This is a genomic window from Terrabacter sp. 2TAF16 (assembly GCF_052115065.1).
Lineage (GTDB): Bacteria > Actinomycetota > Actinomycetes > Actinomycetales > Dermatophilaceae > Terrabacter.
In genome coordinates this window covers 273,010-288,696 of sequence record NZ_JBFRFZ010000001.1, presented here as the reverse complement: position 1 = coordinate 288,696, position 15,687 = coordinate 273,010, and the positions used below count along the sequence as shown (strand labels likewise).

General features: G+C 71.6%; 15 protein-coding genes. 7 read left to right on the top strand and 8 right to left on the bottom strand.

Annotated elements, in window-relative coordinates:
* Positions 1 to 3 precede the first annotated feature (3 nt).
* Complete coding sequence (tkt, locus tag AB4Z14_RS01375) at positions 4 to 2,367, bottom strand: transketolase (RefSeq protein ID WP_442273585.1); 2,364 nt, start codon at positions 2,365 to 2,367, stop codon at positions 4 to 6.
* Positions 2,368 to 2,556: 189 nt separating this feature from the next.
* Between tkt and AB4Z14_RS01370 the strand changes: the two genes are divergently transcribed.
* Positions 2,557 to 3,531, top strand: a complete 975-nt coding sequence (locus AB4Z14_RS01370) for a heme o synthase (RefSeq protein ID WP_442273584.1) — start codon at positions 2,557 to 2,559, stop codon at positions 3,529 to 3,531.
* A gap of 40 nt (positions 3,532 to 3,571) precedes the next feature.
* Here AB4Z14_RS01370 and AB4Z14_RS01365 read toward each other — a convergent pair whose 3' ends face one another.
* The 7 genes from AB4Z14_RS01365 to AB4Z14_RS01335 all read right to left on the bottom strand — a co-directional run bounded on the left by AB4Z14_RS01365 (position 3,572) and on the right by AB4Z14_RS01335 (position 9,578).
* Positions 3,572 to 4,585, bottom strand: coding sequence for an NUDIX hydrolase (locus tag AB4Z14_RS01365; RefSeq protein ID WP_442273583.1), 1,014 nt, complete (start codon positions 4,583 to 4,585; stop codon positions 3,572 to 3,574).
* Positions 4,586 to 4,594: 9 nt separating this feature from the next.
* Positions 4,595 to 5,635, bottom strand: coding sequence for a sensor histidine kinase (locus AB4Z14_RS01360; RefSeq protein ID WP_442273582.1), 1,041 nt, complete (start codon positions 5,633 to 5,635; stop codon positions 4,595 to 4,597).
* Positions 5,632 to 6,342, bottom strand: a complete 711-nt coding sequence (locus AB4Z14_RS01355) for a response regulator transcription factor (RefSeq protein WP_056826987.1) — start codon at positions 6,340 to 6,342, stop codon at positions 5,632 to 5,634. The genes AB4Z14_RS01360 and AB4Z14_RS01355 overlap by 4 nt, the downstream gene beginning before the upstream one ends.
* 76 nt (positions 6,343 to 6,418) lie before the next feature.
* Positions 6,419 to 7,348, bottom strand: a complete 930-nt coding sequence (locus AB4Z14_RS01350) for a COX15/CtaA family protein (protein ID WP_442273738.1) — start codon at positions 7,346 to 7,348, stop codon at positions 6,419 to 6,421.
* A gap of 141 nt (positions 7,349 to 7,489) precedes the next feature.
* Positions 7,490 to 7,972, bottom strand: a complete 483-nt coding sequence (locus AB4Z14_RS01345) for a DUF2231 domain-containing protein (RefSeq protein ID WP_056776754.1) — start codon at positions 7,970 to 7,972, stop codon at positions 7,490 to 7,492.
* Positions 7,973 to 8,091: 119 nt separating this feature from the next.
* On the bottom strand, positions 8,092 to 8,871 hold the full coding sequence (locus AB4Z14_RS01340; RefSeq protein ID WP_442273581.1) for an ABC transporter permease: 780 nt from the start codon (positions 8,869 to 8,871) through the stop codon (positions 8,092 to 8,094).
* On the bottom strand, positions 8,868 to 9,578 hold the full coding sequence (locus AB4Z14_RS01335) for an ABC transporter ATP-binding protein (protein ID WP_442273580.1): 711 nt from the start codon (positions 9,576 to 9,578) through the stop codon (positions 8,868 to 8,870). Before AB4Z14_RS01335 ends, AB4Z14_RS01340 begins: the two co-directional genes overlap by 4 nt.
* A 138-nt stretch (positions 9,579 to 9,716) precedes the next feature.
* On the opposite strand from AB4Z14_RS01335, the gene AB4Z14_RS01330 reads away from it, so the two are divergent.
* Genes AB4Z14_RS01330 through sufC form a run of 6 tightly spaced genes read left to right on the top strand, consistent with a single transcriptional unit; the run spans position 9,717 to position 15,682 of the window.
* Positions 9,717 to 10,382, top strand: coding sequence for a phosphatidylserine decarboxylase (locus AB4Z14_RS01330; protein WP_442273579.1), 666 nt, complete (start codon positions 9,717 to 9,719; stop codon positions 10,380 to 10,382).
* A gap of 50 nt (positions 10,383 to 10,432) precedes the next feature.
* The gene (locus AB4Z14_RS01325; protein ID WP_442273578.1) at positions 10,433 to 11,323 is read left to right on the top strand and encodes a CDP-alcohol phosphatidyltransferase family protein; all 891 of its coding nucleotides are present in this window, start codon (positions 10,433 to 10,435) and stop codon (positions 11,321 to 11,323) included.
* A gap of 44 nt (positions 11,324 to 11,367) precedes the next feature.
* A complete protein-coding gene (locus tag AB4Z14_RS01320; RefSeq protein ID WP_056776771.1) occupies positions 11,368 to 12,192 on the top strand; it encodes a helix-turn-helix transcriptional regulator in 825 nt (274 codons plus the stop codon).
* Positions 12,189 to 13,610: a Fe-S cluster assembly protein SufB gene (gene sufB, locus AB4Z14_RS01315; protein WP_020144124.1), complete on the top strand. Its 1,422-nt coding sequence runs from the start codon at positions 12,189 to 12,191 to the stop codon at positions 13,608 to 13,610. The genes AB4Z14_RS01320 and sufB overlap by 4 nt, the downstream gene beginning before the upstream one ends.
* A gap of 8 nt (positions 13,611 to 13,618) precedes the next feature.
* A complete protein-coding gene (sufD, locus tag AB4Z14_RS01310; protein WP_442273737.1) occupies positions 13,619 to 14,902 on the top strand; it encodes a Fe-S cluster assembly protein SufD in 1,284 nt (427 codons plus the stop codon).
* 3 nt (positions 14,903 to 14,905) lie between these two features.
* Positions 14,906 to 15,682 (top strand): Fe-S cluster assembly ATPase SufC, encoded by a 777-nt coding sequence (gene sufC / locus AB4Z14_RS01305; RefSeq protein WP_020144126.1) that lies wholly within the window; start codon positions 14,906 to 14,908, stop codon positions 15,680 to 15,682.
* Positions 15,683 to 15,687: the final 5 nt, after the last annotated feature.

The window sequence follows — 15,687 nt, the reverse complement described above, 5'->3', positions numbered from 1 at the left end:
TGGTCACTTCCCCTTGCTCGTAGCGGATGCGGCGGCCGCGTGGGCGGCCTTGCCGCTGCCGGTCTGCGCGTCGCCACCCATGACGTCGGTGGAGGCGCTCTGGGCGGCGCGGGCCGGGTTGGTCTCGGTGACCCCCGGGGCCTTCGTCGCGGAGCCCTTGGCTGCCTTGATGGAGTCCTTCGCGGCCTTGACGACGGCGTCGGCGGTGATGCCGAACTCGCGGTACAGGGTGGCCTGGTCGGCAGAGGCGCCGAAGTGCTCGATGCTGACGATGCGCCCGGCGTCGCCGACGACGTCGTGCCAGCCCATCGAGATCCCCGCCTCCACGCTGACGCGGGCCCGGACTGCCGGCGGCAGAACCTTGTCCTGGTAGGAACGGGTCTGCTTCTCGAACCATTCCCGGCAGGGCATCGAGACGACGCGCGTCGCGATGCGCGACTTCTCGAGGCGCTCGGCGGCCTGGACCGCCAGCTGCACCTCGGAGCCGGTCGCGACGACGACGACGTCGGGGTCACCGGCACGCGACTCCTCGACGAGGACGTAGGCGCCCTTGGCGACGCCGCTCACCTTGCCGTACGTCGAGCGGTCCCACGTCGGGACCGGCTGGCGCGTGAGGCAGAGGGCGGCCGGGCCGTCCGTCTTCGTCAGGATCTGGGCCCAGGCGGCGGCGGTCTCGTTGGCGTCGGCGGGGCGGACGACGTCGAGGCCGGGGATGGCGCGCAGGGCTGCGAGGTGCTCGATCGGCTGGTGCGTCGGGCCGTCCTCGCCGAGGCCGATGGAGTCGTGCGTCCAGACGTACGTGACGGGCGCCTGCTGGATCGCGGCGAGGCGCACGGCGGGGCGCATGTAGTCGGAGAAGACGAGGAAGGTGCCGCCGTAGGGGCGGGTCAGGCCCTCGAGCGCGATCCCGTTGAGGATCATGCCCATGCCGTTCTCGCGGATGCCGAAGTGCAGCGTGCGACCGAACGGGCCGCCCTTCCACGTCGACGTCTGCTTCGAGCTCGGGATGAAGGACGGCTGGCCCTCCATCGTCGTGTTGTTGGACTCGGCGAGGTCGGCAGAGCCGCCCCAGAGCTCGGGCATGACGTCGGCGATGGCCGTGAGGACCTTGCCGGAGGCGGCGCGGGTCGCGACGCCCTTCTCGTCAGCCGGGAAGGTCGGCATCGCCTTGGCGAAGCCGGCCGGAGCCTGGCCCGCGAGGATGCGGTCGAGCAGGGCCGCACGGTCGGGGTTGGCCTTGCGCCACGCCCTGTACGCCTTGTCCCACTCGCGGTGGGCGGCCTTGCCGCGCTTGACGACGTCGCGGGCGTGCTTGAGGACGGCGGGCTCGACGGCGAAGGTCTTCTTCGGGTCGAAGCCGAGCAGCTCCTTCGTCCCGCTGATCTCCTCGTCGCCGAGGGCCGAGCCGTGGGACTTGCCGGTGTTCTGCTTCGTCGGCGCGGGCCACGCGATGATCGTGTGCAGCACGACGAGGGTCGGCTTGTCCGTCACCTTGTCGCCCGAGCGGATCGCGGCGAGGAGTGCGTCGACGTCCTCGACGTAGGTGGCGCCGTCGGCGTCCTTGCGCCAGTCGACCTCCACGACGTGCCAGCCGTAGGCCTCGAAGCGCGCCGCGACGTCCTCGCTGAACGCGATGTCGGTGTCGTCCTCGATGGAGATCTGGTTGGCGTCGTAGACGACGGTGAGGTTGCCGAGCTCCTGGTGGCCGGCCAGGGCGCAGGCCTCGTGGGAGACGCCCTCCTGCATGTCGCCGTCGGAGGCGATGACGTAGACGTGGTGGTCGAAGGGGCTCGTGCCCGGCTTGGCGTCGGGGTCGAAGAGGCCGCGCTGACGACGCTGCGCCATGGCCATGCCGACGGCCGAGGCCAGGCCCGAACCGAGCGGGCCGGTCGTGATCTCGACGCCGGGGGTGTGGTGGACCTCGGGGTGGCCGGGCGTGAGCGAGCCCCACGTGCGCAGCGACTTGAGGTCGTCGAGTGAGAGGCCGTAGCCGCTGAGGTAGAGCTGGATGTACTGCGTGAGGCTCGAGTGCCCGCAGGAGAGCACGAACCGGTCGCGCCCGAGCCAGGCCGGGTCGGACGGGTCGTGCGTCATGACGTTCTGGTAGAGCAGGTACGCGAGCGGCGCGAGCGACATGGCCGTGCCGGGGTGGCCGTTGCCGACCTTCTGCACGGCGTCGGCGGCGAGCAGTCGCGTGGTGTCGACCGCGCGGACGTCGAGATCGCTCCAGCCGGCCTTCTTCGCCACGGGAAGCGGCAGACCCGGGTCGCGCTGTGCCAGCAGGCCCTTCGTCTTCGCGGTCCGCGTGGTGCCGGATCGGGTGGGCTTCTTCGCCTTCGTGGCGGTGCTGGACGCAGCAGTGGGCACGGAACGGGTCTCCTTCAACAAGGGTTGATCACGTACGGCCACGAGCCTAGTGCCCGCGCTGTGAGGGACGACACCTCGCCCGGCGGTCGGAACGGCCATCTGCCGGTGCGGTGCCGGCCGTCGGCGGCGACGGTCTAGACTTGCGACGCAATGCTCACGTACCCAGCGGGTCGGAGCGACGTACCAGCGGTGAGGATCTCAGTGACAACGGTGGACCCCCGCGCCGACCTCTCGGCGCTGCACGGTCCCGACGGCAGTGGGCTGAAGTTCCTCCTCGGACAGTACGTCTCGCTGATGAAGCCGCGGATCATCGAGCTGCTCCTCATCACCACCATCCCCGTGATGTTCCTGGCGGAGCAGGGCGTGCCGGACCTCTGGCTCGTCGTCGTCACCGTCGTCGGTGGCACGCTGTCCGCCGGTGCGGCCAACACCCTCAACTGCTACATCGACCGCGACATCGACGCCGTCATGCACCGGACGAGTCGTCGGCCTCTCGTCACGGGCACGGTCAGCCCACGGGGCGCCCTCGTGTTCGGGGTGGCGCTGGCCGTCGGATCGACCGTCTGGCTGGGCCTGCTCGTCAACTGGCTGAGCGCCTGGCTGGCCCTCGGTGCACTGCTCTTCTACGTCTTCGGCTACACCCTGCTGCTCAAGCGCCGCACGACCCAGAACATCGTCTGGGGCGGCGCTGCCGGCTGCATGCCGGTGCTCATCGGCTGGTCGGCCGTCACCGACTCGCTCAGCTGGTCGGCGTTCATCCTCTTCATGGTCATCTTCTTCTGGACGCCGCCGCACTACTGGCCGCTGTCGATGCGCTACAAGGACGACTACGCCACGGCGCACGTGCCGATGCTGCCGGTCGTCGAGCGCTTCGTCGTCGTCGCCCGCCAGATCGTCGCCTACTCGTGGGCCATGGTGCTGACGTCACTGGCGCTCGTGCCGGTCCAGCAGGTCGGCTGGGTCTACACCACCGCTGCCGTGGTCGCCGGGGCGCTCTTCCTCACCGAGGCACACCGCCTCCTCGCCAGGGCGAAGGCCGGTGCGGCCGAGGACGTCCTCAAGCCGATGCGTCTGTTCCACTTCTCGATCACGTACCTCACGATCCTGTTCGTGGGAGTCGCGCTCGACCCCATCTGGCACCTGCCGCTGCCGTTCTTCTCCTGACCGGGGACGCTCCACCCAGGGCGAATGCCGTGTGGCGCGGTCAGAGGGTCGGCAGGCCGTCCTCAAGGTAGAGCGTCCCGCCGTCGTGCGCGTGCAGCGCGTCGAGCAGCCGCTCGTTGTAGGCGGCGACCCGCCCCGTCCAGTCCCCGGGGCCGGCCCAGTGGACGCCGAGGATCTCGCGCTGCTGCAGGTGCGCCCGCTCGACGACGTCGGCGTCGACGGTGCCGAGGTCGAAGACGAAGACCGTCGCGTCGCCCCATCCGTGCAGGGCAGGGAGCCAGTTGACCGCGAGCAGCGGACCGGCGGTGACGCTGAGGTCGAGCTCCTCGCGGACCTCGCGGACGACGCACGCGGCGGGGGACTCGTGCCGGTCGACGACGCCGCCGGGGAGGTCCCACTCGCGCTTGTAGACGAGCTCGCACAGCAGCAGGTGGCCCGCAGGGGAGCGCAGGACGCCCTGGGCGATGGCGCGCTTGGTCGGGAGGGTCGAGTCGAGCATCGCCGTGAATCCCTCACGGGTGTCCGGGTGTGCGTCGTCGCGCCGTCGCCCGAGCACGAGGGTGTCCTGGCGCACGCCCGCGAGGGTCGCGTTCCCGCGCAGCCGTCCCTCCCGGCGCAGCCCGGCTCGCAGGGCGGTGCGCACGGATGCCCGGTTGTCGGGGTTGACGTGCGCCTCGACGCGCTCGAGGTCGAGTGCGTCGAAGGCCCACTCGACGAGGAGGCGCACGGCCCGCCACGCGAGACCCTGTCCGCGGTAGGGGGCGAAGACCGCCCAGGACAGGACACCGACACCGGGGTCCTGCACGCGGACGTCGACCGTCCCGGCGGCCCGCCCGCGCCACTGCACGAGGTAGGTGACCTTGGACCGGTCGGACCACTCGGCGTGGGTGCGCTCGATCCAGATCCGGTGCTCGTCGGCCGGTGGCTCGACGGCGGGGAAGTCGAACCACCGGGCGATCTCGCGGTCGTGGAGGGGCCGGGTCTCGTCGCTGTCGTCGATCGTCCACGGCCGCAGCACGAGCTCGCCCTCACGGAGCGTCGGCTGGTCGGTCACCTCCCCAGCCTAGGGATGACCGCCGGGCACGGGCTCGCCGAGGGCGCCGGCGAGGGGCAGGGCCAGCTCGAACCGGCAGCCGGGGCCTGCGTTGGCCACGGTCACGTCGCCCCCGTGGGCCCGGGCGATCCCGCGCGCGACGGCGAGGCCGAGACCGGCGCCCACGCCCGCGGACGGCGTCCGCGCACTCGTCCCGCGCCAGCCCGGGTCGAAGAGCCGGCCGAGCTCGTCGGGTGGTATGCCGCCGCAGCCGTCCGAGACACTGACGCGGGCCACGTCGTGGTCGGCGGTGAGGGAGATGTCGACCCGGCCGCCCGGGTCCGTGTGGGTCAGCGCGTTCGTCACGAGGTTGGCGAGAGCGCGTGAGAGCTCACCCGCGTCGGCCGAGGCCGTGACGGACTCGGCCGGGGCGGAGCCGCCCACGTGCACCCCCCGGCGATCCGCGAGGACGCGTGCTGATGCGAGGGCGTCGGAGACGAGGTCGCCGAGGTCGACGGGGGCACGATCGAGTCGCAGCGTGCCGGACTGGAGCCGCGACAGCGCGAGGAGCCCACCGACCATGTCGGACATGCGGTCGGCCTCGGACCGGATGCGTGCGGGATAGCTGCCGTCGGCGGGCGCGTGGCCGTCCTCGATGGCCTCGGCCATCGCGCGGATGCCGGCGAGCGGGGTGCGCAGGTCGTGCGACACCCAGGCGACGAGCTCGCGGCGGCTCTCCTCGACCTGTCGGTCGCGGTCGCGCTCGGCGGCCTCCTCGGCGGAGGCGCGCATCAGCCCCTGCACGCGCCGGGCGATGAGCCAGCCGAAGACCGCCGCGATGGGCAGGGAGGTCGCCGTCACGACGAGGACGACGGCCTGGTCGTGCTCGTTGATGAACATCGCGTGCGCCGTGACGACCACGCCGAGGGCGACGCTGAGGATGACGACGACAGGTGCCAGCACCGCGGCGGCGACGAGCGAGCGGGCGGCGAGCGCCCGGACGACCAGCGCCCCGACCGTGCCGACGGCGACGGCCGCGAGCGCGGCGAGCAGGGCGGCCTCGGCGATCACGTCCCTGCCGCCGTCGCGGGGGCCGCGCCGTCCCACCGGTAGCCGACACCCCACACGGTCTGGAGCCGGACGGGCCGCGCGGGGTCGGTCTCCACCTTCTCGCGCAGCCGGCGGACGTGGACGGTGACCGTCGACTCGTCGCCGTACTCCCACCCCCACACCTGCTCCATCAGCTCGCGCCTGGAGAACGCGGTTCCCGGGTGGGCCATGAGGTGGGCGAGCAGGTCGAACTCGCGGCTGGTCAGGGCGAGCAGACCGTCCGCGAGCCAGGCCTGGTGGCGTCGGGTGTCGACGCGCAGGTCGTCGTCGACGAGCGTCGTCGCGGCGGGCGGTGCGGCGGGCGGTGCGGCACGGCGCAGGATCGACTGGATGCGCAGCACGAGCTCACGGCTGCTGAACGGCTTGGTCACGTAGTCGTCCGCACCGATCTCGAGGCCGAGGACCCGGTCGGACTCCTCGCCCCGGGCGGTCAGCATGACGACCGGCAGGTCGCCGCGCTCGGCGCGCAGCCGGCGGAAGACCTCGAGGCCGTCGAGACCGGGGAGCGTGAGGTCGAGCACGACGAGGTCGGGGGAGCGGTCGCGGGCCACGGACAGCGCCGCATGGCCGTCCTGCGCCTCGAGGACGTCGAGCCCGGCGCGGGTCAGGTAGCCGGAGACCACCTCGCGCAGGGTGGGGTCGTCGTCGACGACGAGGACGGTTGGCACGTCCCCAGCCTAGGCAGCGACGGGTCGTCGGCGACGGCGAAAGTCCTTGCGGTCCGGTGACGTCGACGGACGGCGGTCAGACCGGATGGCGCCTCGTCGCGAGGACCCCGAAGGTCAGGGCGACGACGAGCAGGCTGGCCCCGAGCATGTGGAGCAGCACGAGCAGCTCGGGCAGCTTCGTGAAGTACTGGACGTAGCCGATGAGCCCCTGCGCGAGGGTGACGACGAGCACCATGGTCCAGGCGCGGCGGGCCTCGTCGGTGGTCGCCGTGATGCTCACGGCGACGAGGGTCGCGATGACGAGACCGCAGAAGAGCATGACGGCGTCGGCGTGCATCCACGAGACGAACCGCGGGTCGAAGCCCGTGCGCGCGGGCCGGTCGGCGTCGCCCGAGTGCGGCCCCGAGCCGGTGACGATCGTGCCGAGGAGCAGCACGACCGCGCCGACCGCGCTCGTGCCGAGGGCGAGCGTTCGTGCGAGCGGGTGCACGACGAGCTCACCCGGGCCCGAGACGTCGTCCCGGGCGCCGCGCACGAGCATGGTCGACAACGAGACGAGGACCATCGAGAGGAGGAAGTGCGACATGACGGTCCACGGGTTGAGCCCCGTGAGGACGGTGATGCCGCCGAGCACGGCCTGCGCGGGGATGCCCGCGAGGACGCCGAAGGCGACCCGGTGCAGCCGACGGCGCTCCGGCCAGTGCGTGAGCACGACCCACAGCGAGGCGAGGGCGAGCACGGTGACGACGCTCGTCAGGGTGCGGTTGCCGAACTCGACGAGGTCGTGGAACTCGCTCGCGGGCGTCCGGACGGGGGTGAACGAGCCGGGCTGGCACTCCGGCCAGGTGCTGCAGCCGAGACCGCTGCCCGTGAGGCGCACGATGCCGCCGGTGACGACGATGCCGACCTCGCCGACGAGGTTGGCGAGCAGCAGGGGCCGCACCCAGCTGGGCCGGACGGCGGGGAGGCGACCGGTGGCCCGGGCGAGACGGCTCGCGCCGGTCACGGGGGCGTCGTCGGTCACGGGAGGCGTGGAGGACACCCCGCAAGGGTATGCCGCCGAGCCGGGTCATCCCGCATCGCCCCGTGTCGTCGGGACCCTGAGACGGGCCGTTCCCCGGCCGGGACCGTGCCCCGCGTGGCAGGGTCAGGCCAGGCCGTTCCAGACCACGAGGGATCCCGCGTGACCGGCCAGCACGACGGTGATGATCGCGGCCACGGCGGAGAGCACGACGAGGGTGCCGATGAGCACGTCGAACGCGTGGCCTTGCGGTGACTCCTCCTCCGGAGGTCGGACGAACCACAGGGCCAGGAGGGTGAGGACCATGAAGAGCACGCAGATGAGCTTGGCGCGGTCGCCCCACTCGGTGTGGTTGCGCAACAGGTCGAAGTCCGTCGTGCTGGCACGCACCTGCGACACCCGGCGCTGCAGGGCCTCACCGCTCTCGGCGGCGACGAACGCCGAGACACCCGAGATGACGGCACCGGCAGCCGTCGGCCAGCGCAGCAGCCGCCGCCACCCGGGGCGCACGACGTAGGCGATCGCGCACAGCGCCGAGAGGGGGACGAGGACGACGACCGCGTGGATCACGAGGGCGTGCATCGGAAGACCGAAGATGTAGTCGAACACGTCGCCTCCAGGCCGGTCGGGGTCGTGGGGTGTGGTGCGGCTTCTTCGTGCGGTCGTGCGGTCGTGCGGTCGTGCGGTCGGGCGGTGGAAGCGGTGGTGCTGCGGCCAGTTTCGTCCGCTCAGTCGTCGAAGCGGAAGAGACGCGCCGCGAGAACCGTTGCGACCACTCCCCACGCGAGGACGACCCCGAGCGCGAGCAGGTTCAGCGTCCCGTCCACCAGGGCCGACCTCAGCCCGTCCGCCAGGCCTGCCGACGGCAGGAAGGCCACGACGTGCGACACCCCGGCCGGCAGCTCGCTCCGCGGGACGACGACACCGCCGACCGCGAGGAGCAGCACCCACACGAGGTTGGCGATCGCGAGCACCGCCTCCGCCCGCAGGGTCCCGGCGAGCAGGAGGGCGAGGGCCACGAAGGCCCAGGTGCCGAGGACGACGAAGAGGACGGCATACGCGATCCCGGCGACCTCCGGCCGCCACCCGAGCGCGAGACCGAGCACGGCGATGACGGCGATCTGGATCGCCTCGACGGCCAGGGTCGCCGCCACCTTGGCCGCGACGAGCCCACCGCGCCCGAGCGGGGTGACGCCGAGGTAGCGCAGCACGGCGTAGCGGCGGTCGAAGCCGGTCGAGATCGCCTGGGACGTAAAGGCGGCCGAGATGACGCAGAGCGCGATGATGCCCGGTGTCGCCACGTCGATGCGCGTGCCCGGGCCGAGCGACGGCGACGTCGTGACGTTGAGACCGACGAGCGCCAGGGCGGGCAGGACGAGCGAGACGAGCAGCTGTTCACCGTTGCGCAGCAGGCTGCCGACCTCGAAGCCGGCCTGGGCGAGGACCCGACGGCGCGGAGCGGCCGCTCCAGCGGCGGTCGGCGTCGTCGGGGTGGCTGAGGTGCTCACGCGGCTCCCTTGCGGGTCAGGCTGAAGTAGACGTCCTCGAGGGAGCGGCCGCCGGTCACCGACGCCGGCGTCCCCTCGGCGACGGTGCGTCCCGCGTTCATGATGACGAGGTGGTCCGCGAGACGCTCGGCCTCCTCGAACGAGTGGGTCGTCACGACGACGGTCGTGCCGGCGTCACGCTGCTCGGCCACGAGCTCCCACACGTCGAGCCGTCCGTGCGGGTCGAGCCCGGCCGCCGGCTCGTCGAGGAAGAGCACCTCGGGACGCCCGAGCAGCGACGCCGCGAGGGCGAGGCGCTGCTTCTGGCCACCCGAGAGGCGACGCACCGTCGTCGAGGCGAAGTCCGTGACGCCGAGCCGCCGCGCGACGGCATCGACGTCGAGCGGGTCGGCGTAGAGGCGGGAGAGGTGGTGGAGCAGTCGCAGCGGCTTCGTGCCGTTGGGCAGACCGCCGGCCTGGAGCATGACGCCGACGCGGGCGCGGTGGTCGGCGTCCGCCTGCCACGGGTCGGTGCCGAGGACGCGAACCCTGCCGCCGTCGGGCCGCCCGAGACCGACCGCGCACTCGATGGCGGTCGTCTTGCCCGCACCGTTGGGACCGAGCACCGCGGTGATGCGGCCGGCGGGGGCCGTCCACGTCAGGCCGTCGAGGGCAGCCACCTGACCGAAAGTGCGGTGGAGGTCGGACAGTGTCACCGCATCGGTCATGGCTCATGAGTCTAGGCTCGGTGCCGACGACCCCGGTCACCGCACCTCGGTCGCCACCGGCGTACCCCTCCGCCGTCCCGCTCCGCCCGCCCCACTCGACCTGCTCACCACACTCGACCCTGACGGAGACCCCGACCCGTGAAGATCGACCCAGCCGCCAAGCCCTTCACCGCGATGGCCGCCGTGCCCACGGTGATCGCCGCGCTGGCCCGCCGACCGCGCACGACCGCCGCCCTCGGCCTGCTCACTGCGGGGGTGACCCTCTTCTTCCGCGACCCGGATCGCACCCCGGACCGCTCGCCCGTGTCCGACCCCGACGTGGTGCTGGCCCCAGCCGACGGGATCGTCATGCACGTGGGGGAGCCGCAGCCGGGCATCGCCCCGCCCGGCGAGTGGCAGCAGGTCAGCATCTTCCTGTCGCTGCTCGACGTGCACATGAACCGGTCGCCCTACGGCGGCCGCGTCATCGACGTCACCCACACGCCGGGCCGCTTCCTCGCCGCCTACCGCGCCGAGAGCGCCACGAAGAACGAGCGCAGCGAGATCATCGTCGAGCGCGTCGTCGCGGGCCGCCCGCGCCGCATCGTCTACCGCCAGCTCGTCGGCCAGCTCGCGCGCCGCATCGTCACCCGCATCGAGCCCGGCGACGAGATCGGCACCGGCGAGCGCATGGGCCTGATGAAGTTCGGCTCGCGCATGGACGTCTTCGTGCCGCCGGAGGTGCAGCTCGAGGTCAGCAAGGGCAAGCGCGCCGTCGGTGGGGAGACCGTGCTGGGCCGCTTCCCGGCGGCGGACGCCTCGTGAGCGGCGACGCGGCACCCGCCTCCGACGATCGGCCCCGCCGGCGCGACCGCGTGAGCCGGCGCATCCGGCTCGTGTCGGCCACCGGCGCCCGGGTCATCCCGCTCGACCGGCTCAACCCGCGCGTCCGTGCGCGGGCGACCCTGCCCAGCCTCTTCACGCTCGGCAACATGCTGTGCGGCTTCTCGTCGGTGCTCCTGTCGTTCCAGGGGCACTTCCGCGCGGCCGCGGTGCTCGTCGGCATCTCGATCGTCCTCGACATCTGCGACGGCGCGGTGGCCCGCGCCGTCGGTGCCATCACACCGTTCGGCCTGCAGTTCGACTCCCTCGCCGACCTCATCTCGTTCGGGATCGCACCCGCCGTGCTCGTCTACACCTGGGCGCTGCCGGCCTACCCGGTCTGGGCCTGGGCCGGGGCGATGTTCTGGCTGGCCTGCGCGGCCTACCGGCTGGCCCGCTTCAACGTCACCATCGACCCCCTGGCCGACAAGCGCTACTTCGTCGGTCTCGCGAGCCCCGGTGCCGCGGGCGTCGTCATCTCGACGGTGCTCGCCATCGGCGAGCCCCTCTACGACTGGGCGCCCCTCGTGCCGGTCGCGGCCGGGGTGGTCCCGGCCGCGCTCATGGCCTCGTCGTTCCGGTTCCGCTCCTTCCGCGACCTGCTGTCGCCGCGCCACCTGCGGATCACGATCCCGCTCGGCATCGTCATCGCGCTGGGACTCGCGCTCTTCCCCGGCGCGACGGGCATGGCGCTCGCATACGGCTACGTGCTCACCTGCCCGCTGGGTTGGGTCACGGCCCCGCTGCGGAGGCGCTGGTTCGGGGAGGGCGCCGTTGCGCCGCCGCGCACGCGGATGCCGTCCGTCATCATGCCGCCCGACCTGGATGACGACGACGACGATGACGACGGGGACGACGACGCCGATGGCGCTACCTGGCGGTAAGGACGACCTAACTGGAGTCGCAGCCCCAATTACGTCACAATGGTGTGGTGTTTATCGGAGCGCACGCCCCGCGTGAGACGAAGGACGGCGAGGACGGCCAGCACGTCTCGCCGCTCGAGTCGCGCACGCGCTCGCGGGTGCTCCACATGGTCTCTGCCGACGGTCCGATCTCGGCCGCCGAGCTCGGGCGTCATCTCGACCTGACACCGGCTGCCGTGCGTCGTCACCTCGACGCGCTCGTCGAGCAGGGCGCTGTCGTCCCGCACGAGCCCACCGGTGGTCGCCGCGGCCGTGGACGCCCTGCTCGCGCCTACGTCGTGTCCGACGCCGGCCACAACGCCCTCGAGGCCGACTACGACTCGCTCGCCGTCGAGGTGCTGCGCTACCTCCAGGAGCATGCGGGACCCGCGGCCGTCGGCGACTTCGCCCGCAGCCGCGTCGGCGCGCTCGAGGAGCGGTATGCCGCCCGGCTCGCCGCCGCCGGCGACGACCCCGCCGCGCGCACCGAGGCCCTCGTCGAGGCGCTGAGCGAGGACGGCTTCGCCGCCACCGCCCGGCCCGTCGGCGCCGGGGGCCTGACCGGCGTCCAGCTGTGCCAGGGCCACTGCCCGGTGCAGCACGTCGCCACCGAGTTCCCGGCCTTCTGCGAGGCCGAGACCGACGCGTTCTCCCGGTTGCTCGGGGTGCACGTCCAGCGCCTCGCGACCCTCGCGGGCGGACACCACGTCTGCACGACGTTCGTCCCGACCGGTGGGATCGGCTCCCGCCCCCGGAAGACCACGCAGCCCTCGGGTGTTGACCCGGAGGCTGCCCCACCTCGTTCGAGCACCACCGACACGCTCACGCACGTCAAGGAAGGTTCCTCATGACCACGCACATCGAAGAGCTGAACCCCGGCCTCAAGGGCATCGGCACCTACGAGTACGGCTGGGCCGACAGCGACGTGGCCGGGTCCACGGCGCGTCGAGGGCTCAACGAGGACGTCGTGCGCGACATCTCGGCCCGCAAGAGCGAGCCGGAGTGGATGACGAAGCTGCGCCTGAAGAGCCTCAGCCTCTTCGGCAAGAAGCCCATGCCCTCCTGGGGCTCGGACCTCACCGGCATCGACTTCCAGAACATCAAGTACTTCGTGAAGTCGACCGAGAAGCAGGCCGCCACGTGGGACGACCTGCCCGAGGACATCAAGAACACCTATGACCGTCTGGGCATCCCGGAGGCCGAGAAGCAGCGCCTCGTCTCCGGTGTCGCAGCCCAGTACGAGTCGGAGGTCGTCTACCACCAGATCCGTGAGGACCTCGAGGCCCAGGGCGTCATCTTCCTCGACACCGACACGGCCCTGAAGGAGCACGAGGACCTCTTCCGCGAGCACTTCGCGACCGTCATCCCGGCCGGCGACAACAAGTTCGCCGCGCTCAACACCGCCGTGTGGTCGGGGGGCTCGTTCATCTACGTCCCCAAGGGTGTCCACGTCGACATCCCGCTCCAGGCGTACTTCCGCATCAACACCGAGAACATGGGTCAGTTCGAGCGGACGCTGATCATCGCCGACGAGGGCTCCTACGTGCACTACGTCGAGGGCTGCACCGCCCCGATCTACAAGTCGGACTCGCTCCACTCGGCCGTCGTCGAGATCATCGTCAAGAAGAACGCCCGCGTGCGCTACACGACGATCCAGAACTGGTCCAACAACGTCTACAACCTCGTCACGAAGCGCGCGACCTGTGAGGCCGGCGCGACGATGGAGTGGGTCGACGGCAACATCGGCTCCAAGGTGACGATGAAGTACCCCGCCGTCTTCCTCATGGGCGAGCACGCCAAGGGCGAGACGCTCTCCATCGCCTTCGCCGGCGAGGGCCAGCACCAGGACACCGGCTCCAAGATGGTCCACGCGGCTCCCAACACGAAGAGCTCGATCATCAGCAAGTCGGTCGCCCGTGGCGGGGGCCGTGCGAGCTACCGCGGCCTCGTGCAGGTGCTCGAGGGCGCGTCGCACTCCGCCTCGACCGTGCGTTGTGACGCCCTGCTCGTCGACACGATCAGCCGATCCGACACCTACCCCTACGTCGACATCCGCGAGGACGACGTCTCGATGGGTCACGAGGCCACGGTCTCGAAGGTGTCCGAGGACCAGCTCTTCTACCTCATGTCGCGCGGCATGGCCGAGGACGAGGCCATGGCCATGATCGTGCGCGGCTTCATCGAGCCCATCGCGCGCGAGCTGCCCATGGAGTACGCCCTCGAGCTCAACCGCCTCATCGAGCTGCAGATGGAAGGAGCCGTCGGCTGATGAGCCTTCTGGCTGACACGACCACCGACATCCCCGAGACCCAGCAGAGCGAGACCCCGGTGCCCGACGCCGCCCCCACCACCACCGTCGCCGCCCCCGGCGCGGCCGCCCACACCGACTCCGCCGCGGCCTTCGTGCCCGACCAGTCGCGTGCCGAGCGCACGGCGTCCTTCGACGTCGCCGCCTTCCCGATCCCGTCGGGTCGCGAGGAGGACTGGCGCTTCACGCCCGTCAAGAAGCTCGCCGGCCTGCTGGCCGAGGGCGCGACGGGCAGCCTCGACTGGAGCACGTCGCTCCCCGAGGACGTCACGACGTCGACGATCACCTCCGAGCAGGCCCAGGCCCTCGGCATCCTGCCGCCGCAGGACCGCGCAGCCGTCGTGGCCGGCGCGGCCGCGGGCGGTGCCGTGCTGCTCGACATCCCGGCCGAGGCCGAGCTCGACGAGCCCGTACGCCTGTCGCTCGTCGGCCACGGCGGTGAGCCCGTGCACGGTCACCTCGTCGTGCGCGCCGGTCGCTTCTCCAAGGCGACCGTCGTCGTCGAGCACACGGGCTCGGCCCGTTACGCCCAGCTCGTCTCGGTCGTCACCGGTGACGGCTCCGACCTCACCGTGGTGTCGGTGCAGCGCTGGGCCGACGACGCCCAGCACCTGGCCCAGCACGACGCCCTCGTCGGACGCGACGCCCGCTTCAAGCACCTCTCGGTGTCGCTCGGCGGCGAGGTCGTCCGGGTCAACGCCAACGTGCGCTACGCCGGCCCGGGTGGCGACGCGACGCTGCTCGGCGTCTACTTCGCCGACGCCGGCCAGCACCTCGAGCACCGCTCGTACATCGACCACAACGCACCGCACTGCAAGAGCCGCGCCACCTACAAGGGTGCGCTCCAGGGTGAGACCGCCCGCACGGTGTGGGTCGGCGACGTGCTCATCCGCGCCGAGGCCGAGGGCACCGACACCTACGAGCTCAACCGCAACCTCGTGCTGACCGACGGCGCCCGCGCCGACTCGGTGCCGAACCTCGAGATCGAGACCGGCGAGATCGAGGGCGCCGGACACGCCTCTGCGACAGGCCGGTTCGACGACCTGCAGCTCTTCTACCTCCAGTCGCGCGGCATCAACGAGGACGAGGCCAAGCGCCTCGTCGTGCGCGGCTTCTTCGCCGACATCATCCGCGAGATCCCGCTCGCCGACCTGCGCGACGAGATCACCGCGGCGATCGAGGACGAGCTCGCGTCGACGGCCTACGCCGCTCCCACCCAGCACACGCCCAGCATCACGAACAAGGAGAACTGACCCATGAGCACGCTCGAGATCAAGGGACTGACGGTCTCGGTCGAGACCGAGGACGGCCCCAAGGAGATCCTGCGCGGGGTCGACCTCACCGTGAAGTCGGGGGAGACGCACGCGATCATGGGGCCCAACGGCTCCGGCAAGTCGACGCTGGCCTACAGCATCGCCGGCCACCCGAAGTACACCGTCACCGGCGGCACCGTGACGCTCGACGGCGAGGACGTCCTCGCCATGAAGGTCGACGAGCGCGCCCGTGCCGGCCTCTTCCTCGCGATGCAGTACCCCGTCGAGGTCCCCGGCGTCACGGTGAGCAACTTCCTCCGCACCGCCAAGACGGCCATCGACGGCGAGGCGCCCAAGCTGCGTACGTGGGTCAAGGACGTCAAGGCCGCCATGGGCAACCTGCGCATGGACCCCGCATTCGCCGAGCGCAACGTCAACGAGGGCTTCTCCGGTGGCGAGAAGAAGCGCCACGAGATCCTCCAGATGGAGCTGCTGCGCCCGAAGGTGGCCATCCTCGACGAGACCGACTCCGGCCTCGACGTCGACGCGCTCAAGATCGTCTCCGAGGGCGTCAACCGGGCCAAGGACTCGAGCGACCTCGGCGTCCTGCTCATCACGCACTACACGCGCATCCTGCGCTACATCAAGCCCGACTTCGTGCACGTCTTCGTCGACGGCAAGGTCGTCGAGGAGGGTGGCCCGGAGCTGGCCGACCGCCTCGAGGACGAGGGCTACGACCGCTACCTCACCGCGGCCCCGGCCGCGGCGGTCGAGGCCTGAGCCGA